The organism is Burkholderia sp. WP42 (genome assembly GCF_000745665.1).
Classification (GTDB): domain Bacteria; phylum Pseudomonadota; class Gammaproteobacteria; order Burkholderiales; family Burkholderiaceae; genus Burkholderia; species Burkholderia vietnamiensis.
In genome coordinates, this window is the sequence record NZ_JQJT01000015.1 from 18,784 (window position 1) to 42,515 (window position 23,732).

Annotated in this window: 17 protein-coding genes and 1 riboswitch; of the genes, 8 read left to right on the forward strand and 9 right to left on the reverse strand. The window is 70.6% G+C overall.

Features of this window, described 5'->3' with window-relative positions; translation table 11 throughout:
- The first annotated feature begins 69 nt into the window (after nucleotides 1–69).
- Genes recC through arfB form a run of 4 tightly spaced genes read left to right on the forward strand, consistent with a single transcriptional unit; the run spans nucleotide 70 to nucleotide 9,825 of the window.
- Complete coding sequence (gene recC / locus EX20_RS08040) at nucleotides 70–3,408, forward strand: exodeoxyribonuclease V subunit gamma (protein WP_034193211.1); 3,339 nt, start codon at nucleotides 70–72, stop codon at nucleotides 3,406–3,408.
- Nucleotides 3,405–7,109 carry an exodeoxyribonuclease V subunit beta gene (gene recB / locus EX20_RS08045; RefSeq protein WP_034193212.1) on the forward strand — a complete coding sequence of 1,235 codons (3,705 nt, stop codon included), beginning with the start codon at nucleotides 3,405–3,407 and terminating at the stop codon, nucleotides 7,107–7,109. Before recC ends, recB begins: the two co-directional genes overlap by 4 nt.
- Nucleotides 7,106–9,424: an AAA family ATPase gene (locus tag EX20_RS08050; protein WP_034193213.1), complete on the forward strand. Its 2,319-nt coding sequence runs from the start codon at nucleotides 7,106–7,108 to the stop codon at nucleotides 9,422–9,424. The genes recB and EX20_RS08050 overlap by 4 nt, the downstream gene beginning before the upstream one ends.
- Nucleotides 9,421–9,825 carry an alternative ribosome rescue aminoacyl-tRNA hydrolase ArfB gene (gene arfB, locus EX20_RS08055; protein ID WP_011884080.1) on the forward strand — a complete coding sequence of 135 codons (405 nt, stop codon included), beginning with the start codon at nucleotides 9,421–9,423 and terminating at the stop codon, nucleotides 9,823–9,825. Before EX20_RS08050 ends, arfB begins: the two co-directional genes overlap by 4 nt.
- A gap of 24 nt (nucleotides 9,826–9,849) precedes the next feature.
- On the opposite strand, the gene EX20_RS08060 is transcribed toward arfB, so the two are convergent.
- From EX20_RS08060 to thiC, 5 genes are all read right to left on the reverse strand, one after another.
- A complete protein-coding gene (locus EX20_RS08060; RefSeq protein ID WP_034193214.1) occupies nucleotides 9,850–11,142 on the reverse strand; it encodes a sensor domain-containing phosphodiesterase in 1,293 nt (430 codons plus the stop codon).
- A 217-nt stretch (nucleotides 11,143–11,359) separates the two neighbouring features.
- A complete protein-coding gene (locus EX20_RS08065; RefSeq protein WP_034193215.1) occupies nucleotides 11,360–12,286 on the reverse strand; it encodes a DMT family transporter in 927 nt (308 codons plus the stop codon).
- 129 nt (nucleotides 12,287–12,415) lie between these two features.
- Nucleotides 12,416–12,664 (reverse strand): hypothetical protein, encoded by a 249-nt coding sequence (locus tag EX20_RS08070; protein ID WP_011884086.1) that lies wholly within the window; start codon nucleotides 12,662–12,664, stop codon nucleotides 12,416–12,418.
- Nucleotides 12,665–12,875: 211 nt separating this feature from the next.
- Complete coding sequence (locus EX20_RS08075) at nucleotides 12,876–13,091, reverse strand: glycine zipper 2TM domain-containing protein (protein WP_034193216.1); 216 nt, start codon at nucleotides 13,089–13,091, stop codon at nucleotides 12,876–12,878.
- A gap of 267 nt (nucleotides 13,092–13,358) precedes the next feature.
- Complete coding sequence (gene thiC, locus EX20_RS08080) at nucleotides 13,359–15,290, reverse strand: phosphomethylpyrimidine synthase ThiC (RefSeq protein ID WP_034193217.1); 1,932 nt, start codon at nucleotides 15,288–15,290, stop codon at nucleotides 13,359–13,361.
- A 124-nt stretch (nucleotides 15,291–15,414) separates the two neighbouring features.
- Nucleotides 15,415–15,531, reverse strand: a riboswitch (TPP riboswitch).
- 265 nt (nucleotides 15,532–15,796) lie between these two features.
- Here thiC and EX20_RS08090 point away from each other — a divergent pair.
- From EX20_RS08090 to EX20_RS08105, 4 genes are all read left to right on the forward strand, one after another.
- On the forward strand, nucleotides 15,797–16,045 hold the full coding sequence (locus EX20_RS08090; protein WP_034193219.1) for a pentapeptide MXKDX repeat protein: 249 nt from the start codon (nucleotides 15,797–15,799) through the stop codon (nucleotides 16,043–16,045).
- A 144-nt stretch (nucleotides 16,046–16,189) separates the two neighbouring features.
- The gene (locus EX20_RS08095) at nucleotides 16,190–16,822 is read left to right on the forward strand and encodes a cytochrome b/b6 domain-containing protein (RefSeq protein WP_034193327.1); all 633 of its coding nucleotides are present in this window, start codon (nucleotides 16,190–16,192) and stop codon (nucleotides 16,820–16,822) included.
- 29 nt (nucleotides 16,823–16,851) lie between these two features.
- Nucleotides 16,852–17,640 (forward strand): molybdopterin-dependent oxidoreductase, encoded by a 789-nt coding sequence (locus EX20_RS08100; RefSeq protein ID WP_011884095.1) that lies wholly within the window; start codon nucleotides 16,852–16,854, stop codon nucleotides 17,638–17,640.
- A gap of 453 nt (nucleotides 17,641–18,093) precedes the next feature.
- Complete coding sequence (locus EX20_RS08105; RefSeq protein WP_034193220.1) at nucleotides 18,094–19,284, forward strand: EamA family transporter; 1,191 nt, start codon at nucleotides 18,094–18,096, stop codon at nucleotides 19,282–19,284.
- Between the two features lie 19 nt (nucleotides 19,285–19,303).
- On the opposite strand, the gene EX20_RS08110 is transcribed toward EX20_RS08105, so the two are convergent.
- The 4 genes from EX20_RS08110 to EX20_RS08125 all read right to left on the reverse strand — a co-directional run bounded on the left by EX20_RS08110 (nucleotide 19,304) and on the right by EX20_RS08125 (nucleotide 23,725).
- Complete coding sequence (locus EX20_RS08110; RefSeq protein ID WP_011884099.1) at nucleotides 19,304–20,503, reverse strand: MFS transporter; 1,200 nt, start codon at nucleotides 20,501–20,503, stop codon at nucleotides 19,304–19,306.
- 404 nt (nucleotides 20,504–20,907) lie between these two features.
- The gene (locus EX20_RS08115; RefSeq protein ID WP_014722779.1) at nucleotides 20,908–21,732 is read right to left on the reverse strand and encodes a phosphodiesterase; all 825 of its coding nucleotides are present in this window, start codon (nucleotides 21,730–21,732) and stop codon (nucleotides 20,908–20,910) included.
- Between the two features lie 38 nt (nucleotides 21,733–21,770).
- Nucleotides 21,771–22,802, reverse strand: a complete 1,032-nt coding sequence (locus tag EX20_RS08120) for an ABC transporter ATP-binding protein (RefSeq protein ID WP_034193221.1) — start codon at nucleotides 22,800–22,802, stop codon at nucleotides 21,771–21,773.
- A 26-nt stretch (nucleotides 22,803–22,828) separates the two neighbouring features.
- Entirely contained in the window at nucleotides 22,829–23,725 is an 897-nt protein-coding gene (locus EX20_RS08125) for an ABC transporter permease (RefSeq protein ID WP_034193222.1), read from the reverse strand.
- Nucleotides 23,726–23,732 lie beyond the last annotated feature (7 nt).

The following is a 23,732-nucleotide window of genomic DNA, read 5'->3' on the forward strand; positions in this document are numbered from 1 at the left end:
GCCCCTTTTGCTATCCTTGTCGCTCCTGTTCGCACGGCGTGGCCGACGCGACGCTCCGACACCCGCTTCATGCTCCATCTTTTCTACTCGAACCGTCACGAAACGCTGGCCGATGCCCTGCTCGAGGATCTGGCCGCGTTCCCGGCCCACAACGGCCCGTGGGCGTCGCAACAAGTGATCGTGCCGAACGCGGCGTTGCGCCGCCGTCTCGAGCTCGACATCGCCGCGCGCCACGGCGTCTGCGCGAACGTCGAGTTCACGTATCTCGCGCAATGGCTGTGGGCGCAGATCGGTCGCGTGTTGACCGTGCCCGCGCGCTCGCCGTTCGCGCCCGATCGGCTCGTGTGGCGCTGCTACCGGCTGTTTGCGCAGGCTGCGGACGGTGCGCCGTGGTTCGCGTCGCCGCGGCTCGCGGCGTACCTGAGCGCGTCGGACGACGCGATGCGCTATGAGCTGGCGCAGCGTGTCGCGACCGTGCTCGACCACTACCTGACCTATCGGCCGGAATGGCTGGCGGCGTGGCAGGCCGGCGAATCGGTGCTCGCGGGCGATGCCGCACCGCGCGGCATCAGCGACGCGGCGCGCGACGACGAGCGCTGGCAGGCGGCGCTGTGGCGCGCGCTGCTCGCCGAGTTGAGCGACAGCGGCACGCCGCCGGCGCATCGCTTTCTCGTGGAGGCGCGCAATCTCGATGCCGAGACGGTCGAACGCGCCGAGTGGCCGGAATCGGTCTGCGTGTTCGCGCTGCCCACGATGCCGCCGCTGCACGTCGCGCTGCTGCGCGAGCTGTCGCGCTGGATCGACGTGCGCATTTACGCGCTCAATCCTTGTCGAGAATTCTGGTTCGACATCGTCACGGCCGCGCATGCGGAGGCGCTCGATGCGGCCGGGCGGCTCGACTATCAGGAGGTCGGCCATCCGCTGCTTGCGGAGTGGGGCCGTCAGACGCAGGCGCAGCTGCACATGCTGCACGAGCTGACCGAAAGCGCCGCGTCGGGCGATGCGTCGCGCTTCGTCGAGAACGCGGCGCCCAGCTGGCTCGCGCGCGTGCAGAACGCGATTCTCGGGCTGCAGCCCGAGGCCGAGCTCGGCGACGCGCCGGCCGAGCGCGGGATCGAGGTGCACGTGTGCCACAGCCTCGCGCGCCAGCTCGAGGTGTTGCACGATCGCCTGCTGGCATGGTTCGACGCCGACGCGACACTGCAGCCGTCCGACGTGCTGGTGGCGGTTGCCGATCTCGCGGCGGCCGGGCCGCTGATCGACGCCGTGTTCGGCACGGCGGGCGCCGGGGCGGCACGCGTGCCGTACCGGATCACCGGGCTGCCGCCGTCGCAGGCGAACCCGGTCGCGCGCGTGCTGCTCGAATGGCTCGCGTTGCCGGACCGGCAGGTCGGCGCGCCCGAGCTGGTCGAATGGTTGCGCGTCGACGCAGTCGCAGCCCGTTACGGCATCGACGCGGCCGCGCTGGAGACGGTGCAGACCTGGCTCGCGGCCGCGGGCGCGCGACGCGGGCTGTCGCCGGCGGTCAGCGACGATGCGGCGGTGCCCGCACCGCGCCATACGTTCGCCGATGCGCTCGCGCGCCTGTTCCTCGGCTATGCGATGCCCGAAGGCGCCGCGCCGATCGGCGCATGGCTGCCGATCGAGGCGGCCACGGGCAGCGAGGCCGAGCTGCTCGGCCGGCTGGCCCGCTTCACCGACGATCTCGACGGGTTCGCGCAGCGGCTTGCCGGTGCGCTCACGCCGCGCGCATGGAGCGAGCTGTTCGCCGATACGCTCGCGCGCTTCTTCGATTCGGGCGCCGCGTATGCCGATGCGCTTGCCGGCGTGCGCGACGCGCTCGACGCGATGCTGGCCGCGATGACCGAAGGTGCGCCGGACGAGGCGCTGCCCGCTGCGGTCGTACGGGCCGGGCTGGCCGCCGCGCTCGACGATCCGGCGCGTGGCGGGGTGCCGTGGGGCGGCGTGACGTTCTCGTCGCTGACGAGCTTGCGCGGGCTGCCGTACCGCGTGATATGTCTGCTCGGGATGGACGACGGCGTGCTGCCGAGCCTCGCGCGCGCCGACGAGTTCGACCTGATGGCCGTGCTGCCGAAGCTCGGCGACCGGCAGCGCCGCGACGACGAGCGCAATCTGTTCCTCGACCTGCTGCTCGCCGCGCGCGACCGGCTGCTGATCGCGTACACCGGCCGCAGCATCCGCGACAACGCGCCGTTGCCGCCCGCGGCGCTCGTCGACGAACTGCTCGATCACCTCGCGCTCGTCACGGCCGGCGCGGACGCCGCGCCGGATGCGGTCGACGCCGCGCGCCGTGCGTTCGTCGTCGAACATCCGCTGCAGCCGTTCGCGGCCGAGTATTTCCGGCCCGGCAGCGAACTCGCATCTTACGACGCCGAGCGCGCGACGCTGGCGTCGCTGCTCGCGGCCGAAGCCGCACGCGATGCGTCGCGGGAGCAGCCGTTCTTCGCGCAGCCGCTGGCGGCCGAGCCGGTCGAGCCGGTCGCATTCGGCGAATTCGAACGGTTCTGGCGTCATCCGGCTCGCGCGTTGTTGCGCGCGCGGCTCGGCATCGTGTTGTCCGACGCGCAGGCGGAACTGCTCGACACCGAGCCGTTCGCGCTCGACTTCGCCGGCAGCGACGCGCTCGCCGAGCGCCTGCTGCCGCTGCTGATCGAATCCGACGAGCGCGACGTGCACGATCACGCGTTGCGCATCGCCGACGCGAGCCCCGAACTGCCGGGCGGCGCGACGGGCGCCGTGTGGCGCGACCAGGCGCTCGGCTCGATGACGCAGCTCGCGTCGAACGTGCGTCGTGCGCTCGCCGAAGGCGTCGCGCGGCGGCCGTTCACGCTCACGATCGCGCCTGCATGGCCCGAAACCGCCGATGAACTGTTCGGCGTGCACGACGCGATGCTGTCGGCCGATGCGGTGAGCGCGCCGCTCGAGTTGCACGGCACGCTGAACCGGCTCACGCCGGCCGGTCAGGTGATCTATCGCTACGCACGCCCGAGCGCGCGGGATTACTTGTCGGCGTGGCTGGCGCACCTCGTCTACTGCGCGGTGGAGCCCGACGGGCCGCGCCGCTCGCTGTGGTTCGGCAGCGGCGGGGCATTCGAGCTCACGCCGGTCGCGGCGCCGCTCGAGCGGCTCGCGCCGCTCGCCGCGCTGTTTCGCGCGGGCCGGCGCATGCCGCTGCGCTTCTTTCCGCGCAGCGCATGGGCGTGCGTGTCCGACGGCGACGCGAAGGCCGCGAGCGTGTGGATCAACGAACGTGTGGCGAGCGAGGCGGACGATCCGGCCATCGCGATCGCGTGGCGCGGTGCGCACCCGTCTCTCGACGAGCCGTTCGGAACGCTCGCGCGGCTCGTATTCGAGCCGATGCTCGAACATCTGAAGGAGCTCGAATGAACGCCGCATCCAGATCGCCGGCGGCGCTCGAACTCGACGTGTTCGCATGCCCGCTCGACGGCGTCAACCAGATCGAGGCGTCGGCCGGTACCGGCAAGACGTGGAACATCTGCGCGCTCTACGTGCGGCTGCTGCTCGAAAAGGATCTCGGCGCGGACGAAATCCTCGTGGTGACGTTCACGAAGGCCGCGACCGCCGAACTGCACGAGCGCATTCGCGGCCGGCTGGCGCAACTCGCGCATGCGCTCGATACGGGCGACGACGGCGGCGACCCGTTCGTCGCACGACTGCTGGAGACGACGCTCGGCGAAGGCGGTGCGCTCGATCCCGACACGGCGGCGAAGCGGATCAGGCGCGCGCTTCGCGCGTTCGATCAGGCGGCCATCCACACGATCCACGCGTTCTGCCAGCGCGCGCTCCAGGAGGCGCCTTTCGCCGCCGCGATGCCGTTTGCGTTCGACATGCAGGCTGACGATGCGGCGCTGCGCTTCGAACTGGCCGCCGACTTCTGGCGCACGCGCGTCGAACCGATGGCCGCCCGCTGGCCGCGCTTCGCGACGTGGCTCGTCGATTCGGGCGCGGGCCCGGCCGCGCTCGACGCGCAACTGGCGCGTCGGCTGAAGAAGCCGCTGGCCGCGCTGCGCTGGGACGGCGTCGCCGAGCCCGACGAGTCGGCGGAGGCCGCGGCCGCCGCCTGCTTCGAGCAGGCCGCACAAATGTGGGCCGACGAGCGCGATGCGATCGATGCGCTGCTGCGCGCCGCGCAGCCGGCGCTCAACCAGCGCTCGCACAAGCCCGAGGCGATCGCCGATGCGTTCGGCGCGTGGTCTGCGCACTTCGCGCAGCGCAATGCCGCGGCCGCGCTGCCGAAGGCCGCGCTCAGGCTCACGCGCACGGCGCTCGTGAAGGCGACCAAAAAAGGCGGCGCGACGCCCGAACACGCGTTCTTCGACGTGGCCGATGCGCTCGAAGCAGCGGTCGCGGCAGCCGACGCCGCGCAGCGCGCCCGCTGGCTCGCGCTGGTCGCCGACTGGCTCGACAGCGCACCGGCCGAGTTGGCCGAACGCAAGCGCACGCGCCGGGTCGTGTCGTTCGACGATCTGCTCGCGAACCTGTATCAGGCGCTGCAGGCGCACCCGTGGCTCGGCGAGACGCTGCGTGCGCGCTATCCGGCCGCGCTGATCGACGAATTCCAGGATACCGACCCGCTGCAGTTCGCGATCTTCGACCGGATCTTCGCGCCGCGCGGTCCGCTGTTTCTCGTCGGCGATCCGAAGCAGGCGATCTACAGCTTCCGCGCGGCCGATCTGCACACTTATCTCGCCGCGCGCGCACGCGCGAGCGCGTGCTACACGCTCGCGGTCAACCAGCGTTCGACGCCGGCGATCGTCGACGCGTGCAACCGCTTCTTCATGTCGAATCCGCACGCGTTCGTGCTCGACGGGCTCGACTATTACGCGGTGCGTGCCGGCACGCGCGTGCGGGCGCCGTTCATCGACGAGACAGATCCGGGTCCGGCCGGCGATTTCCGGATCTGGGCGTTGCCGGGCGGCGACGGCACACTGCACAAGCGCGAGGCGCAGGCACAGGCCGCGCAGGCGTGCGCGGCCGAGATTGCGCGGCTGATGCGCGGCGCGCGCGACGGGCACGCGCGGCTCGGCGATACGCCGCTGTCGCCGGGCGACATCGCGGTGCTGGTGCAGACGCACCGACAGGGCAGCCTCGTGAAGCGCGTGCTCGCCACCTGGGGCATCGGCAGCGTCGAGCTTGCGCAGGCATCGGTATTCTCGACGGGTGACGCGGAGCAGCTCGAGCGCGTGCTCGCGGCGATCGACGCGCCGGGCGACCTGCGGCGCTTGCGTGCCGCGCTCGCCGCCGACTGGTTCGGCCTCGATGCCGATGCGCTGTGGCGCATGGAGCAGGGCGATGGCGACGCATCGCGCGATGCGGCGGACGGCGCGGATGCGATGAGCTGGGTCGAGCGCTTCTCGCGTTACCGGCTGCTGTGGCGCGAGCGCGGCTTCGCGGTGATGTGGCGCACGTTCACGCGCGAGCTGCGGATCGCCGAGCGGCTGATGGCTGGCGCGGACGGCGAGCGCCGCGTGACCGACATCAACCATCTTGCCGAACTGACGCAGGCGCGCGCGTCCGCGCAGCCGGGCATCGCGCCGACGCTGCGCTGGCTCGCCGCGCAGCGGCTCGACGGCGGCGGCGAGGAGGCGCAGCTGCGTCTCGAATCCGACCGCAACCTCGTGCAGATCGTCACCGTCCACAAATCGAAGGGCCTCGAATACGCGGTCGTGTTCTGTCCGTTCCTGAACGACGGCGGGCTACGCGAGCCGCCGACGTCGGCGCTGCCCGACGCACGCGAGTATCACGACGACGCAGGCGATGCGGTGCTGCATTACGGATGCGACGACGAAGCCGCCGCGCACGCGGCGCGGCAGGTTTTGCGCGAGCAGGCGGCGGAGCGCGCGCGGCTCGTCTACGTGGCGCTCACGCGCGCCGTCTATCGCTGCTATCTGGTCGCCGGGCCGTATCTGTCGTCGCGCTCGACGCGCGAGGCGCGCCGCAGCGTGCTCAACTGGCTCGTGGCCGGCGCGGGCCGCTCGTTCGACGCGTGGCTCGACGAGCCGCCCGACGAGGCGGAACTCGGCGCAGCATGGCAGGCGCTCGCGGGCGGGCCGCTCAGCGTGGCGCCGTTGCCGGTGCCCGCGCGCCGCGAACGCGTGGCGGCCGGCCATGACGACTCGCAAGCGCTGGCGGCGCGCCGCGCGACGCGCATGTTGCGCGACGCGTGGCGCATCGCGAGTTTCAGTTCGCTGACCGCGTCGATGGCGCGCGAGGAAGCGGGCGTCGCGAGCGTGCCGGACGACGAGTTGCGCCCCGATCACGATGCACTTGCCGCGGTGAGTGTGGACCTCGCGCTCGTCGGTGCCGACACGGCCGTGTCGGCGCCGCCCGACGACGACATCCTGACGTTTCCGCGCGGCGCTGCGGCGGGCGAGTGCCTGCACCGCTTGTTCGAACTGAGTCGCTTCACCGAGCCCGATTCGTGGCGCCAGGCCGCGCTCGGCGCGTTGCACGACCGGCCGGTCGTGGCCGAGCCCGATCTCGCGGTGCGGCTGCCGGCGATGATGGTGCGGCTCGTCGACGACGTCGTGCACACGGAACTCGTGCCGGGCATGCGGCTCGCGGATCTCGATCCGGCGAGGCGGCTCGACGAAATGGGCTTCCTGTTTCCGGCGCCGTCGCTCGAGCTTGGCGCCTTGCGCCGGCTGCTGGTCGCGCACGGCTATCCGGACGTCGCGCTGGAGGCCGGGGCGCTCGCGGGCTTCATCAAGGGTTTCATCGACATGATCGTCGAACACGACGGGCGCTTCTGGATCGTCGACTGGAAGTCGAACCATCTCGGCAATACGCCCGACGCGTACGGCCCGCGCGCGCTCGACGCTTCGATGGCCGATCACGCGTATCACCTGCAGGCGCTGCTCTATACGGTCGCGCTGCATCGTTACCTGCGCGCGCGCTTGCCCGATTACGACTACGACACGCATATGGCCGGCTACCTGTATCTGTTCGTGCGCGGCGTGCGGCCCGGCTGGCGCAGCGCCGGCATGCCGGCCGGCGTCCATGCGGGCCGGCCGACCCGCGAACTCGTCGACGCGCTCGACCGGATGATGGAAGGGGGCCGCGCATGAACGCGTCCGACGACACGCTCGAATTCACCGGTGGCCTGGTTGCGCGCCTGCCCGAGCCGGCGGATTTCGGCATAGCGCTGGCCGAGGGTTTCGCGCGCCGCATCGGCGAGTTGTCGCGTCGCGCGGGCGCGCCGGCCGCGGCTGCGCGCTGGGCCGCGCGCGCCGCGTTCGCGGCGAGCCGCGCGACGGCGGGCGGCCATGTGTGCGTCGCGCTCGGCGCGCTCGCGCATCGCTACGATGAGCCCGTCGACGACGTGCGCGCGGCGCTGGCAGCGAGCGGGCTGGTTGCCTATGGCACGCTCGCGCGCGGTGACGAGCGGCCGCTGATCGTCGACCGGCACGACCGGCTGTATCTGTCGCGCTATTTCGATTACGAGCGGCGTCTCGCCGAGGCGCTGGTGGCCCAGGCCGACGCGGCCGCACCGGACGACGCGCTGTCTTCCGAGCGCTTGCGTGCGAGCCTCGCGCGTTACTTCGGACCGGCGACCGGCGAGGTCGACTGGCAGCGCGTCGCGGCGATCGTCGCGCTCACCGGACGCGTGACGATCGTCAGCGGCGGGCCGGGCACCGGCAAGACGACGACCGTGGTCGGCGTGCTCGCTTGTCTGCTCGATGCGCAGCCGGGGCTTCGCATCGCGCTGGCCGCGCCTACCGGCAAGGCCGCGCAGCGGATGCAGGAAGCGCTGCACGCGCGCTCGGGCGATCTCCCGCCGGAGCTGGCGGCGCGCCTGCCCGAGACGTCGTATACGCTGCATCGCCTGCTGGGCGGCGGCGGGTCGACGGGCTTCCGGCATCATCGCGACAATCCGTTGCCGTACGACCTGATCGTGGTCGACGAGGCGTCGATGATCGACGTCGCGCTCGCCGCGCATCTGCTCGACGCGCTCGCACCGGGCGCGCGGCTCGTGCTGCTCGGCGACAAGGACCAGCTCGCGGCCGTCGAGGCCGGCGCCGTATTCGCGGAGCTCAGCGCGCGGCCGACCTTCAGTGCCGCTGCGCGCACGCGCATCGCGGCGGCGCTCGGCATCGCCGAAGGCGCGTTTGCTGCGGCATTGCCGGTGCCGGACGGCGATGCGGCGAATGCGGTTGCTGCTGTGGCTCCGGTTTCGACTTCAGCTCCCGCTCCCGCTCCAGACCGAACCGTTCCGCATGCTCCCGCGGGTACCGCACGCAAGCCGTCGGCGCGGCGCAGCGCCGATCCGCGACAGGCGTCGTTGTTCGACGACGCGCCGCAGGCCGAAGCGGATGTGCCTGATCCGGCCGTCCCGTCTGCGGCGTCCGCACCGCCTGGCGGGCCAACTGCCACCGAACGCCCGATCGGCGATCCCGCATGGATCGAGGCCGACGAGCTCGCGTGGCTCGACGCGGTGGAGCTTGCGCCATTCGAACCGGGTGACGCTGAAACGGCGGCGCTCGCATCGGCCGCCGCATCGCTCGCGGTCGGTGCCGACGCCGTGCCGCCCGCGCTCGCCCCCGCGCCGCTGGCCGACTGCGTCGTGTGGCTCGAACGCAACTACCGCTTCGGCCTCGATTCGCCGATCGGACGGCTGTCGCTCGCGATCCGTCGCGGCGACGTGCAGGCCGCGCTCGATGCGTTGCCCGCCGACGATGCGGCCGCCGCGTCGTTTCATGACGACGCCGGCGACACGCTCGCGCCGTCCACCGTCGAGCGGCTTGCACGCCGGTTCGGCGCGTACCTCGCTGCGTTGCGCACCGCGTTGTCCGAGACGGTGCCCGATCCGCTGCCGCTGTTCGATGCGCTCAACCGTTTCCGGATCCTGTGCGCGACGCGCACGGGCGCGCGTGGCGCCGAGCACGTCAACGCGCTGGTGGCCGCGCATGTGCGGCAGGCGGCGCGCGTGCCGCTCGCGGTCGGCGCACACTGGTTCACCGGGCGGCCGATCATGGTGACGCGCAACGATTACGCGCTCGGGCTGTTCAACGGCGACATCGGCATCGCGTTGCCCGACGCGCAGGGCGTGCTGCGCGTATGGTTCCGGCGCGCGGACGGCACCGCGCGCGCGGTGTCGCCGGCCGCGCTGCCGCCGCACGAAACGGCATTCGCGCTGACGGTCCACAAGTCGCAGGGTTCGGAATTCGACGAGGCCGCACTGGTGCTGCCGGCGTCGTTCGGCCGCGTGCTGACGCGCGAGCTCGTCTATACGGCCGTCACGCGCGCACGGACGCGCGTGCAGGTGATCGGCCCGCGGCGCGTGCTGGCGCAGGCGGTTGCAACGCGCACGCAGCGCGACTCGGGGCTGGCGGCCCGCGTCGACGAGGCGCTCGCGCGCCGCCGCACGGAGACGTCACGATGATGATCCGCTACACGCTCGATCCGGCCGACGTCGAATGGACGGCCGTGCGCGCGCAGGGCGCAGGCGGCCAGAACGTGAACAAGGTGTCGAGCGCGATACACCTGCGTTTCGATATCCGCGCGTCGTCGCTGCCGCCGGTGCTCAAGGAGCGGCTGCTCGCGCTGTCCGACCAGCGCATCACGCGCGACGGCATCGTCGTGATCAAGTCGCAGGAGTACCGCACCCAGGAGAAAAACCGCGAGGCGGCGCTCGCACGGCTCGACGCGCTGATCGGCAGCGTCGCGTTCACGCCGCGCGCGCGGGTCGCGACGCGGCCGACGCGCGCATCGAAGGAGCGGCGCCTCGAACACAAGTCGCGCCGCAGCGTCGTGAAATCGGGAAGAGGGAAGGTGATCGACTGATGAAATGCAGCGCCACAGCGCCCCCTACCGCATCACCGTGCCCGCGCGGTCGAGCACGAAATCGACGCAGAACACCACGAGACGGCCTTCCGCGCGAATCGCGACGGCTGCCGTATAGCAGTCGCGGCCTTCGGTCAGCGAGAAATGCGGGCCCATCAGCGCAACGCGGCCCGGCGCGGCGATCGCGCGCTGGAAGTACGGGCGCCGCGACCAGTTGCTGTGCGTTTCCGGGAACAGCGGCGACAGCCGCGTGCCGACAGCCTGACCGGCGTCGACGCGCGCGCCGATCGACGGCAGAAACTGTTCGCCGATCTCGTCCGTGACGAACACGCGCCGCGCCGCCGGCACCGTGAACACGCGCTGCGCGGCTTCCTCCAGGCTGCCGCTCGCCGCGAACGTCGCCGCCCCGGTGAGCACCAGCCGCTCGATCGCATCGAAGCCGGGCTGCCCGTCGCTGGCGGGCCGATGCCGCTGCGCGATGAAACGCCGCCATGCGGCGTCGAGCAGCGCGGGCGCCGCCGCGCTCGCTTGCGCGATCGACGCATCCGGCTGGCCGAACCAGAAGCCCTGCACGAAATCGATGTCGGCTTCCATCAGCGTCTGCAGCGCGTCGTCGCTTTCGACGCCTTCGGCGAGCACCATCGCGCCGGCCTGATGCAGCATCGACACCAGGTGATACATGATGCGCCGGTCGTCGGCCGACGAATTCGCGCGCTCGACCAGCGAGCGGTCGAGCTTCACGATATCGGGCCGCGCGCGCCACACGCGGTCGAAATTCGAGAACCCGGTGCCGAAATCGTCGATCGCGATCAGGAAGTCGCGGTGGTGAATCATGTCGATCGTGCGGGCGAGCGCCGCTTCGTCGCGCGCCCGCTTCTCGACGACTTCGAGCACGATGCGGTTCGGTGGCAATCCGAAATGCCGGCACAGCGCATCGACGAAACCGCGCTGCACGAGGCCCGAATCGAGCACGCGCGGCGTCACGTTCAGAAACAGCCAGCCGTCGCCGATGCGTTGCGCGACGAAGTTGGCCGTATGCAGGCAGCGCGCGAGCCGGTCGAGCAGCAGCACGTCGGCCGCCGCGCGCGTGCGGTCGAACAGCGCCGCCGGCGACTTCAGCGCGCCGTTTTCGTCGACGACGCGCAGCAGCGCTTCGTAGCCGACCACGCGCTTGTGCGTGATCGACAGCACCGGCTGGAACACGCTGCGCAGCGTCGTGTCGCGGTAGGTTGCCACCCAGCCGCCGGGCGTCGGCGTCAGGCGTTCGAGCAGGGAGTCGAGCGAGAGTTCGCGGGGGAGGTCGCGGGCAGGCTTCATGGCGAAGACGCCCTGCGGCGATCGGCGAGACGGTCTCGTGCGCGCCGCGCCGAAACCGTCGCACGCGCGGGTGGACGCAAAAGAACGCGGTGCATCGTAACCGCCTTGTGCGGATGAGTGCTGCGAGTGTAACGGCAAGCGCGCGACGTGCGTATAAGGGAAACTCCAGACGCAAACGCTACACCGGCGCGCGGCGCAGGCGTCAGCCGCACGCCGCTCAGGCCGCCTCGCCGCCGCGCGGGCCGAAGCCCGGAATCCGTCTGATCACGCCGGTCGCGAGCGCGGTGCCGACGAGCACGATCGCGCAGCCCTCGATCATCACGATCGACACGCGTTCGCCGAGGAACAGCGCACCCCACAGCAGGCCGAAGACGGGGATCACGAACGTCACCGTGATCGCACGGGCCGGACCGATGTGCGCGATCAGGTAAAAGAAGATGAAATACGCGACGCCGGTGCAGGCGATGCCGAGCGCGAGCACCGCGCCCCACGCATGGACGCCGATCGCCGCGGCAGGCCACGTCGCGATCGCGAACGGCACCAGCAGCACCGTCGAGCCGATCATGCTGCCGGTCGCGTTGACGAGCGGATCGACGCCGCTGAGCTTGCGCTTCGTGTAGTTGGCCGCGATGCCGTACAGCAGCGTCGCGCCGAGCGCGGCTGCCGCGGCCAGCACGGTGGCGGTGGCGCCGGTCGCGCCGCGCGCGCTGGCGACCTGATCCCACACGAGCGTCAGCACGCCGGCAAAACCGATCACGAGGCCGAGCGCGCGCGGCAATGACAGTTTGTCCTTCAGCCACAGGTACGCGACGAGCGCGCCCCACAGCGGCGTCGTCGCGTTGATCACCGACGTCACGCCGGCCGACAGTGTCAATTCCGCAAACGCGAACAGGCAGAACGGCGCGCCCGAGTTCAGCACGCCGACGACGAACAACGGCCACGCATGCCGGCGCAACCGCGCGCCGAGATCGGCGGGCTTGAAGCGCGTGAGCGCGAGTCCCGTGAGGAACAGCGCTCCGATGCCCACGCGCAACGCCATCAGCGGCGCGACGCCGAATTCGGCGACGCCGATCCGGATGAAGAGGAACGACGCACCCCACAGGGCAGCGAGGACGGTCAGCAGAAGGGCGTTCTTGGGCGACATCGGGCGGCCGGCGAGAGGAGGAATGCGGTGGATGTTACACCGCAGGATCGCGCGTTCGTTTCACGATCGGATGAAACGACAAGAAACGGGACCTCGGCGCGCGCGCCCGCCCGGCCGCGCCGCGGTGCATCAATGGTGGCGCCAGCCGCCGCGGCCGCCGAAGCCGAAGTTCAGCGACACGGCCGGCCCCCAGTAACCGCCCCACGCCGGCCCGTAGACGGGCGCCGGATAGTAGTACGCGGGGTTGGGCGCGACATACACGGGCGCCGGCTGCACCGGCGCGGCCGCGTAATAACCGGACGAATAGTAGCCGTAAGGGTAGTAGCAACCGGCGAGGGCTGCGCATGCGAGCGCCGTGGCGACGAGGGTCCTGGTCATGATGTTTCTCCGGCGGGAGCCGATGCTTCAGCTTAGCCCGCACGGCGACGCATCGGCGAGCAAAAGGGTAACGGCGCGTTTCCGGGGGCATCGCCGCGCAATGTGCCAATGCGTGCCCGCCAATGCGAAACGGCGTTTCCGCACCGCGGAAACGCCGTTTCGCCCAAGCCGCCGCGCGCGGCGGCGACCTGGAATGAGCCTGAGCGTACGCTTACTTGCCGACCTGGTTGCCGATCAGGCCGCCAGCTGCCGCGCCGCCGAGCGTCGACAGCGCGTTGCCGCCGATCGCCGCGCCGGCCACACCGCCGACGCCTGCGCCAATCGCCGTATCGCGCTGACGGCGCGTCATCGAATCGCAGGCCGACAGGCTCGCCACCGTCGCGACGAGGAGCGCGCATACCCCAAAACGCCGAATCGAGTTACGCATGATCGTTGTCCTTGTGGTAGTGGAGGGAGGTCGCACGACCGTATCGAGGCTGTGCATATGGCCAATCTACCCGCCGTCCCGTCATGCTGCTGTAAGGACTTGTTAAGGCTCGGGCGCTTTCGTAATGAATTGTTTCTCGCCCGCGGGCAGGCATGCGCGATGCGACGAACGCGCAAAACAAAGCCCGCTCGAAAGCGGGCTCGTGCAGGCGTCGGCAGACGTGTGCGGGGCCGCGGCCCGTGCGAGCCGCGGCCTCCGCATGTCCGCTTACTGGCGGTGATAGATCTCCGCGCCGGTCTTCACGAACTCGACTGCCTTGACTTCCATGCCCTTCTGCAGCGCCTCGGTTTCCGACACGCCCTGTTGCGCGGCGAACTCGCGCACGTCCTGCGTGATCTTCATCGAGCAGAAGTGCGGCCCGCACATCGAGCAGAAATGCGCGACCTTCGCCGAATCCTTCGGCAGCGTTTCGTCGTGGAATTCGCGCGCCTTGTCCGGATCGAGGCCGATGTTGAACTGGTCTTCCCAGCGGAACTCGAAGCGCGCCTTCGACAGCGCGTTGTCGCGCACCTGCGCGCCCGGGTGACCCTTGGCGAGGTCGGCGGCGTGCGCGGCGAGCTTGTACGTGATGATTCCTTCCTTCACGTCGTCCTTGTTCGGCAGCCCGAGGTGCTCCTTCGGCGTCACGTAGCACAGCATCGCGGTGCCGAACCAGCCGATCATCGCGGCGCCGATGCCCGACGTGATGTGGTCGTAGCCCGGCGCGATGTCGGTGGTCAGCGGCCCGAGCGTGTAGAACGGCGCTTCCTTGCACCAGTCGAGCTGCAGGTCCATGTTCTCCTTGATCAGCTGCATCGGCACGTGGCCGGGGCCTTCGATCATCACCTGCACGTCGTGCTTCCACGCGATCTGCGTGAGCTCGCCGAGCGTCTTCAGCTCGCCGAGCTGCGCTTCGTCGTTCGCGTCGTAGATCGAGCCGGGGCGCAGGCCGTCGCCGAGCGAGAAGCTCACGTCGTACGCCTTCATGATCTCGCAGATCTCTTCGAAGTGTTCGTACAGGAAGCTTTCCTTGTGGTGCGCGAGGCACCACTTCGCCATGATCGAGCCGCCGCGCGACACGATGCCCGTCATCCGGTTCGCGGTGAGCGGCACGTACTGCAGCCGCACGCCCGCATGGATCGTGAAGTAGTCGACGCCTTGCTCGGCCTGCTCGATCAGCGTGTCGCGGAAGATTTCCCACGTGAGGTCCTCGGCCTTGCCGTTGACCTTCTCCAGCGCCTGGTAGATCGGCACCGTGCCGATCGGCACCGGGCTGTTGCGGATGATCCACTCGCGCGTTTCATGGATGTGCTTGCCGGTCGACAGGTCCATCACCGTGTCGCCGCCCCAGCGGATCGCCCACGTCATCTTGTCGACTTCCTCGCCGATCGACGACGTGACGGCCGAGTTGCCGATGTTCGCGTTGATCTTCACGAGGAAGTTGCGGCCGATGATCATCGGCTCCGATTCCGGGTGGTTGATGTTCGCCGGAATGATCGCGCGGCCGCGTGCGACTTCGTCGCGCACGAACTCGGGCGTGATCTCGGCGAGCGCGTTCGCGCCGAAGGCCGCGGCGCCGAACGCCTGGCCCGGGTGCTGGCGGCCCATCATCGCGGCGAGCTTCGCGCCGTTCGGGCCGCTCGCCTTCAGATTCTCGAGGTACTCGGCGCGGCGCTGGTTCTCGCGGATCGCGATGTATTCCATTTCCGGCGTGATGATGCCCTTACGCGCGTAGTGCATCTGCGTGACGTTCTTGCCCGCCTGCGCGCGGCGCGGATTGCGGTGCAGGCCGGGGAAGCGCAGGTCGGCGGTGGCCGGGTCGGCCGCGCGCTCGCGGCCGTAGCCGCTCGACAGGCCGTCGAGCACTTCGGTGTCGCCGCGCGCTTCGATCCAGCGCTGGCGCAGCGCGGGCAGGCCCGCGCGGATGTCGATCTTCGCGTCGGGGTCGGTGTACGGGCCCGACGTGTCGTACACGTAGATCGGCGGATTCTTTTCGCCGCCGAAGCCGGTCGGGGTGTCGGCCTGCGTGATTTCACGCATCGGCACGCGGATGTCGGGCTGCGAGCCGGTTACGTAAACCTTGCGCGAATTCGGCAGCGGGGCGACGGCAGCGGCGTCGACGTGGGCGTCGGCGGACAGAAACTTCGGATTGGCGTTCATGCAATCTCCTGTGTGAGCGCCGGGCAGGCGCTTCTGCGCAGGCCCGGAGCCCTTGACGAATGTGGGGCTCGAGCTAAGCAGGAGACGACGCTTGGTGAGGCGGCGGATTTCGTCAGGAGGATGGCGGCGAAATCCGTACGCTTCCCTGCGCTGGCATTATCCAGATCAGGTTCAAAGGGTATTTCTCACCCGCAATGCCGGTTGTTTGACCGGGCGCATTGCAGGACCCCCGCGTTAGCAGCGCACAAGATACACCGGCTTCGCGGCGGTTTCAACCGGCAGCCGGACGCCGCCGCGGTGCGCCGCAGCATGGCCGCCGCCGCGAGCGCCCGCGCGGCCGGCAGCACACCGCGCCGCCGCAGCGCGTTCGCGCGTCGCGCACGGGTGCGAAGCGGTGCAACATCGCGCGCGCTTGCGCGGCCCCAAAAAAATTTCGCGGCGGCTGTCATTTCCGGCCGCGTCGTTCGTCTATTCGGCTCCTCGAACCCATGTTGTGGAGAAATCTGATGAAAAACGTACTGATCGCCGCCTGTGTCGCCGCTTTCGCCGCGCTTGCAACGAGCGCTTACGCGCAGAACGACGCGATGTCGCAGGGCGCGTCGTCGATGTCGAAGGACGCGATGGGCCACGATGCGATGAAGAAGGACGGCATGAAGAAGGACGCGATGAAAAAGCACGACGCGATGAAGCCGGATGCGATGTCGCACGATGCGATGGGCAAGGCGTCGGGCGACAAGATGGCGCCGTCGAACTGACGCAGCCGTACGGGCGCGTGGCCGCCGCGTGCGCAGCACGCCGGCCGGTTGCGCGTCGCGCTGCGCTGCGCGTGTCGTGGCGTGGCGCATCGTGCCGCGTCGTGCCCGTCCGCATCGACGCGGACGCTATCCGGAGTGTTCATCATGCCAACCCTTCCCGCCATTGGCCACGCGGCGGCCCCGCGCCCCGCGCGCCCGATTCATCCGCTGTGGGTGCGCGTGAGCCACTGGCTCAATGCGCTCGCGGCGATCCTGATGGTGCTGTCCGGCTGGCGCATCTACGATGCGTCGCCGATCTATCCGCCGTTCGTGTTCGCGCACGGCATCACGCTGGGTGGCTGGCTCGGCGGCGCGCTGCAATGGCATTTCGCGGCGATGTGGCTGCTCGTCGGCAACGGGCTGTTCTACCTGACGATGTCGATCTCGACCGGACGCGTCGCGCGCAAGATGCTGCCCGTCACGCCGCGCGCGGTGTGGCGCGACCTGGGCGCCGCGTTGCGCGGCCGGCTCGCGCACGACGACCCGAGCGTCTACAACGCGGTGCAGCGTGCGGCCTACCTGTTCGCGATCGCCGATCTGATTTTGCTCGTGCTGTCCGGGCTGACGATCTGGAAGTCGGTGCAGTTTCCGCTGCTGCGCGCATCGTTCGGCGGCTACGACAACGCACGCATCGTGCATTTCTGGGCGATGACGCTGCTCGTCGCGTTCGTCGTCGTGCACGTCGCGATGGCGTTGCGCGTGCCGCGCTCGCTGCTCGCGATGCTGCGCGGTCGCTGATTCGTCTGCTCACGATCGAGGAACTCATCATGTCCGAATCCGAATCCCCCGGCGAGCGCCGGCCGTGGACGCTCGACCGCCAGTCGCTCGCGCTCGACGTGCGGCGCGAGCTCGAAATGCCCTCCCGGCGCCTGTTCAACCGGCGCATCCTGACGCTCGGCGGCCTGACGATGCTGAGCGGCTGCACGCTGCACGACGATGCGTCGGTGAACACGTTTCTCGAGCAGGTGTCGCGCATCAACGATCGCGTGCAGGCGTGGCTGTTCAGCGGCGAGCGACTCGCGCCGACCTATACCGAGGCCGACATCACGCGGCCGTTCCCGTTCAATGCGTACTACGGCATCGACGAGGTGCCGCACGTCGACGCGTCGACCTACCGGCTCGTGCTGTCCGGTCGCGTGACCGGCAAGCGCGTATGGACGCTCGACGAGCTGCGCGCGCTGCCGCATGCGGAGCAGATCACGCGGCACATCTGCGTCGAAGGATGGAGCGCGATCGGCCGCTGGGGCGGCACGCCGTTCGGCGCGTTCCTCGCGCGCGCGGGCGCCGATACGCACGCGAAGTACGTCGGCTTCAAATGTGCGGACGACTACTACGAGAGCATCGACATGCCGACCGCGCTGCACCCGCAGACGCTGCTCGCGTTCGACTACGACGGCCGCCGCCTGCCGCCGGAATTCGGTTTCCCGATGAAGCTGCGGATGCCGACCAAGCTCGGCTACAAGAATCCGAAGCACATCATGGAGATCTTCGTGACCGACACCTATCCGGGCGGCTACTGGGTCGACCAGGGCTACAACTGGTTCGGCGGATCGTGAGCGGCGGTGCGGTGCGGGGCGCGCTGCGTCACGGCTGCGCACCGCGCGCGATGGTGGGCGATGGTGCGTGATGGTGCGTGATGGTGGGCGGCGTCGCGCAGCGGCCGCCCCAGCCAACCGTCGACACACGCCCGACCTACCGGCACCGTCGCACCCTACCTGCGCCGCGGCCCGCAAATGTCGCGCCGAAACGTCAGTCGACATCCTTTCGATCGGGCCGGGCGATCCTTTCGAATCCTTGATGCCATAATGCCGGGCATGCGCGCACGATGCCGTGCGCGCACATCTTGTCAGACCCTCTGCCGCCGCTTGCCGGTTCCTATTCGTCGCCGTTCGCACTGTCATGTCGTTCCGCACGCTCGTCCCCGCTTCCCCGGTCCCGTCTGGGCCGCTTGCCGGTTGCTCCGGCGTCTTGCAGCGGAGCGCGCCACTGCTGTGCGGGCGGGCTGAACGATGACGCCACTCGACCGTCTGCTGGATTTCCTCGCCGGGCTGCCCCGACTGCCATTGCGCATCCGCCTGCCGCAAAGCCGCGGCGGCCGCGTCGCACTGGCGCTGGTTTTCATCTACTTCGTCTGGGGCTCGACCTACAGCGGCCTGCATTTCGCGCTGCAGTCGTTCCCGCCGCTGCTGCTGTCGGGCCTGCGCAACCTGCTCGGCGGCATCGGGCTGTTCGTGTTCGCGCTGCGCCGCAAGCCCGCGCGGCCGACGCTCGTCGAAGTCCGCAACTCGGCGATCGTCGGCACGATGCTGGTCGCGCTGTCGTCCGGCACGATCGCGCTGGGGATGCGCACCGTCAGCAGCGGCTCGGCCGCGGTGATGGTCGCGACGGTGCCGCTCTTTGCCACCGTGATCGCGGCGGTCGCCGGGCGCCCGGTCGCGCGAGGCGAGTGGGCGGCCGTCGCGCTCGGGATGGTCGGCATCGTCGTGCTGAACTCGGGCGGCGGCGGCGCCGCCAACTCGGCGCTCGGCACCATCTGCGTGCTGGCCGGCGCGCTGTTCTGGGCAGGCGGCGCGCATCTCGCGACACGGCTGAAGCTGCCGTCCGACCTGTTCCTGTCGACGTCGCTGCAGATCGGCCTCGGCGGCCTGATGTCGACGCTCGCCGCCTGGCTGATGGGCGAGCGCATCGAGCAGCTGTCGGCCGGGCCGGTGTTCGCGTTCATCTACCTGATGGTGTTCTGCACGATGGCCGCGTATGTCGCCTACGGCTATCTGATCCGCCATACGAGCCCGATCATCGCGAGCAGCTGCATGTACGTGAATCCGATCGTCGCGGTCGCGCTCGGCGCGCTGATGCTCGGCGAACCGGTCACCACGGCGACCGTCGTCGCGACGGTCGCGATTCTCGGCAGCGTCGGGCTGTCGTTCGTGTTCGATCCGGCGCGCCGGCCGGCGGCCGACGCTTCGCCGGCCATGTCGTCGGCCACGTCGCCGGCCGCCGTCGAGCTGCAAGCCGGCGCTGCGGCCGCGCCGGATCAGCCGTCGATGCCCGAGCCCGCGCCGATCCTCGCGCCGTCGGCCGTGCCGCTGGGGGTGCCGGCGCCGGGCGCCGTCGTCGATCCGGCCGCGGTGGTCGAGCCCGCGTCGGTGTTCGCCGTGCCGCCCGCCGACCAGCCGGCCGCCTCGCGCGCCGACGCGTGACGACGCCGCGCGGCGCCGCTCAGCTTCGGCGTGCGCCGCGGTGGTGGCACCATCCGGCGAGCGCGGTAAACAGCAAGCCGGCCGTGCACATCCCGATCCAGCCGAACGCATGCCATGCGGCGACGCCGATCGACGAGCCGAGCGCGCCGCCGATGAAGTAGCACACCATGTAGACGGTGTTCACGCGGCTGCGCGCGTCGGGCTTGAGCGCGTAGATGCGCGACTGGTTCGAGATCTGCGCGGCCTGCACGCCGACATCCAGCACGATCACGCCGATCACGAGCCCGACGAGGCTCGTGCCCGACACCGCGAAGATCGCGAACGACACCGCGATCAGCGCAATCGCGAGCGAGATGATCGTGCGCGGGCCGCGCTTGTCGGCGAAGCGGCCCGCATACGGCGCGGCCAGCGCGCCGGCCGCGCCGACGATCCCGAACAGCCCGGCGACCTGCGGGCCGAGATGGAACGGAGCGCCGGCGAGCAACAGCGTGAGCACCGGCCAGAACGCGCTGAACGCGGCGAACAGCGCGCCGCCCGTCAGCGACGCATCGCGCAGCCCGCGCAGTTCGACCGCCAGATGCCACATCGAGCCGAGCAGCTTGCCGTACGACAGCGTCGACGTCGGCGTGCTGCGCGGCAGGCGCAGCACGATCACCGCGGCGAGCACGACGAGCGCGGCGACCGACGCGCCGAACACCGCCCGCCATCCGAAATATTCGGCGACGAAGCCGGCCGCCGTGCGCGCGAGCAGGATGCCGAGCAGCAGCCCGCTCATCACCGTGCCGACCGCCTGGCCGCGCTCGGCCGGCGGCGCGATCTCCGCCGCGAACGGCACGGCCTGCTGCGCGATCGTCGCGAGCACGCCGATCGCAAGGCTCGCGGCTGCCAGCACCGCCAGCGACGGGGCGGCCGCGGCGACGATCAGCGCGATCGACAGGCCCGCAATCTGCATCAGGATCAGCCCGCGGCGGTCGAAACGGTCGCCGAGCGGCGCGAGCACGAACATGCCGGCCGCATAGCCGAGCTGGGTCGCGGTCGGCACCACGCCGATCCACGACGCGCGGTCCGGAAACGCCGAACGGAACGCGTCGAGCAGCGGCTGGTTGTAGTAGATGTTCGCGACCGACACGCCGGCGATCGTCGCGAGCAGCAACAGCAGGCTGCGCGAATAGTGCGGCGAGGCGGCGTCGGTCGAGCGGTCGGGGGCGGCGGAGGACATGGTCGCGACGGGACGGAGTGGAACGGCGGCGCGCGCGGCGCACGCTTGTCGAGGGTGCCGATCATACCGGAGCGTCGCGAATCCTGCCGGCGTGCGGCCGCGCCGTGCGGAAGACGGGAGACGGGCCGCGCGAGGGCCGCGATGACGTTGTGCGCGGGGAGGGCTTAGGTGCGGCTCGGATCGGGCTCAGGTGGCGCTCCGGTCATGCTCGGGTCGTGCCGGTTCGTGTTCCGATCGAGCGGGAGCCGCGCACCGAGCCGCGCCGGCGCGTACCGCCGCGCAGCGCCCATACCGACGTGCGCCCACGTATGCCGACGCACACGCGCTTACCTTGCACACGGACGCACACGCCGGCGCCCCTTCCCGGCGCCGCCCCTCGTCATCCCCCGCGCCGATGCCGCCCGTCAGTCGACCAGCTCGCCGCTCGGTTCATAAAACGGATACGGCCCGTCGCCTTCGTCGACATACACGTGATGCGACACGACGCCCGTGTCGGGCGCATGCGCGTGCACCGCGAACGCGGGCGGTTCGAGCCGGAACGCGGACGGCGCATCGGCGCGCAGGTCGAACGCGACCTGGTGCGCGGGCGCCGGCACGGCCGCCGCGAGCGTGCCGCCGAAGCGCGTGAACATCGTCCGGTGCACGTGGCCGCACAGCACGCGCTCGACGTTCGGATGGCCGCGCAGCAGCGCATCGAGTTTCGCGGCCGCGGCCGGCGCGAGCCGCAGCGCATCCATGTGGCCGATGCCGGACGCGAACGGCGGATGATGCAGCGCGACGATCACCGGCCGCTCGCGTGCGGCGTCGAGCTGCGCGGCGAGCCATGCGAGCCGTGCATCGCACAGGTCGCCGTGGCTCGCGCCCGGCACCTGCGAATCCAGCGCGAGCACGCGCACCGCGCCGATGTCGAGCGCGTACTGCACGAACGCGCCGTCGTGCAGCTCGGCGCGCTCGGGGAACGCGCGACGCAGCGCCGCGCGGTCGTCGTGATTGCCGACCATCAGGTAGTACGGTATCTCGAGCGGCGCGAGCAGCGCCCGCAGATGCCGGTATTCGTCGTCGTGGCCGAAGTCGGTCAGATCGCCGGTGACGAGCACCGCGTCGGGGCGCGGCGTCAGCGCGTTCAGCTTCGCGATGCAGCGCGCGAGCGCGGCGGCGGTGTCGACGCGCCGGTACGCGAGCTGGCCCGGGCGCTTGATGTGGAGGTCGCTGATTTGAGCAAGCAGCATCGTGGGGTCCCGGAATGTCGGTTGATCGTGGGGCGGCGTCACGCGGCGAGCGCGATCAGCCCTTCGGCTGCGATCGTCAGGCCGACCGCCGTGCCGCGCGCGAGCTCGATGCGGCCCGGCACGTCGATCACGAGCGCATCGGGCGCCGCGTGCTCGATCGTGAGCCGCGTCCGCTCGCCGAGGAACGCGCACGCGCCGATCGCGCCGCGCAGCGGCGCCTTCGCGGGATCGGCCAGCTGCGCGTCCTCCGGGCGGAAGAACCACTCGTCGGCGGCATGCGGCGTGACGATCGAGCCGCCCGTCGTCGCGAGCGCGCCGTCGCGCCATTGTCCCGCGAGACGGTTCAGCGTGCCGATGAACTGCGCGACCGTGCGGTTCGCCGGCCGGTAGTAGATGTCGCGCGGCGTGCCGATCTGCTCGATGCGGCCCGCGCCCATCACGACGATCCGGTCGCCGAGCTCCATCGCCTCGGCCTGATCGTGCGTCACGTAGACGGTCGTCACGCCGAGCTCGCGCAGCAGCGCATTCATGTCGCGGCGCAGCACGTCGCGCAGCTTCGCGTCGAGCGCGGTCAGCGGCTCGTCGAGCAGCAGCACGCGCGGCCGCACCGCGAGCGCGCGCGCCAGCGCGACGCGCTGGCGCTGGCCGCCGGACAGCTGATCGACCGGTTTGTCCGCATGCGCGTCGAGCCGCATCATCGCGAGCAATTCGTCGACGCGTTCGCGCAGGGCGCGCGGCGCGGTCTTGCGGATCTTCAGCCCGTAGCCGACGTTGCCGCGCACCGTCAGGTTCGGGAACAGCGCGTAGTTCTGGAACACCATGCCGACCTGGCGGCGCTCGATCGGCAGGCGCGTCACGTCGTCGCCGCCGAACAGGATGCGGCCGCCGGCGTCCGGCGTGTCGAGGCCGGCGATCAGGCGCAGCGTCGTCGTCTTGCCGCAGCCGGACGGGCCGAGCAGCACGAGCGTCTCGCCGGCGCCGATCGACAGGTCGAGCGGTTCGAGCACGCGCGTGCCGCGGAAGGTCTTCGCGCAGCCGGTCAGGGTGATGGGAGTGGAGTCGAGTTTCATGGGGCAGGGTAAGGGGTGGCGCGACATCAGCGCGCGCGGCGTCGCGCGGCGCGCGTGCCGGACGGATCGACGCCGAGCCATTGCATCGCGACGAGCAGCGGCAGCGTCATCAGCAGGAACATGATCGTGTATGCGCTGCCGACTTCGAGGCGCAGCGACGCATACGTATCGGCGAGCCCGACCGGCAGCGTTTTCGTGTCGGGCGTGTGCAGCATCCACGTCAGGTTGAATTCGCCGATCGACAGCGTGAGCACCGCGAGCGCGCCCGCGACGATGCCGGGGCGCAGGTTCGGCAGCACGATGGTCACGAAGCGCGTGACGAACGACGCGCCGAGGCTCGCCGCGCCTTCTTCGAGCGTGCGCAGCTCGGCGCCGGCCGCCACGGCCGCGACCGCGCGCACCATGAACGGCAGCGTGAACACGACGTGGCCGACGACGATGAACCACAGGCTCATCCGGAACGCGGTGAAGCCGCCGTACACGACCAGCAGCGCGAGGGCAGAGGCGAGGCCCGGCAGCGCGACGGGCAGCACGAGCGCTTCTTCGATGGCGCGCGCCACGCGGCTGTTGCTGCGCGCGAGCGCATAGCCGGCCGGCACGCCGGTGACGAGCACGATCGCGAGCGTCGCGAACGCGACGCCGAGCGACAGCGCGACCGAGCCTTGATACTGCTGCCACACCTGCTCGAGCCAGCGCAGCGTGAGGCCGCTCGACAGGCCGCGGAAATAGTTGACGGTGACGCCGGCGAGCACCGACATCACGACGGGCACGATCAGGAACGCGCACAGCAGCAGCGTGACGCTCCATTGCAGCGCGGCGATCGCGCATGCGCCGCTCACGCGCGGCGCGCGCAGCGTGGCGCCGCGCGCGTCGGACGGGGCGGGCGCCGGCGACGGCGCGGATGAACCGGAAAGCGATTGCATGACTGCG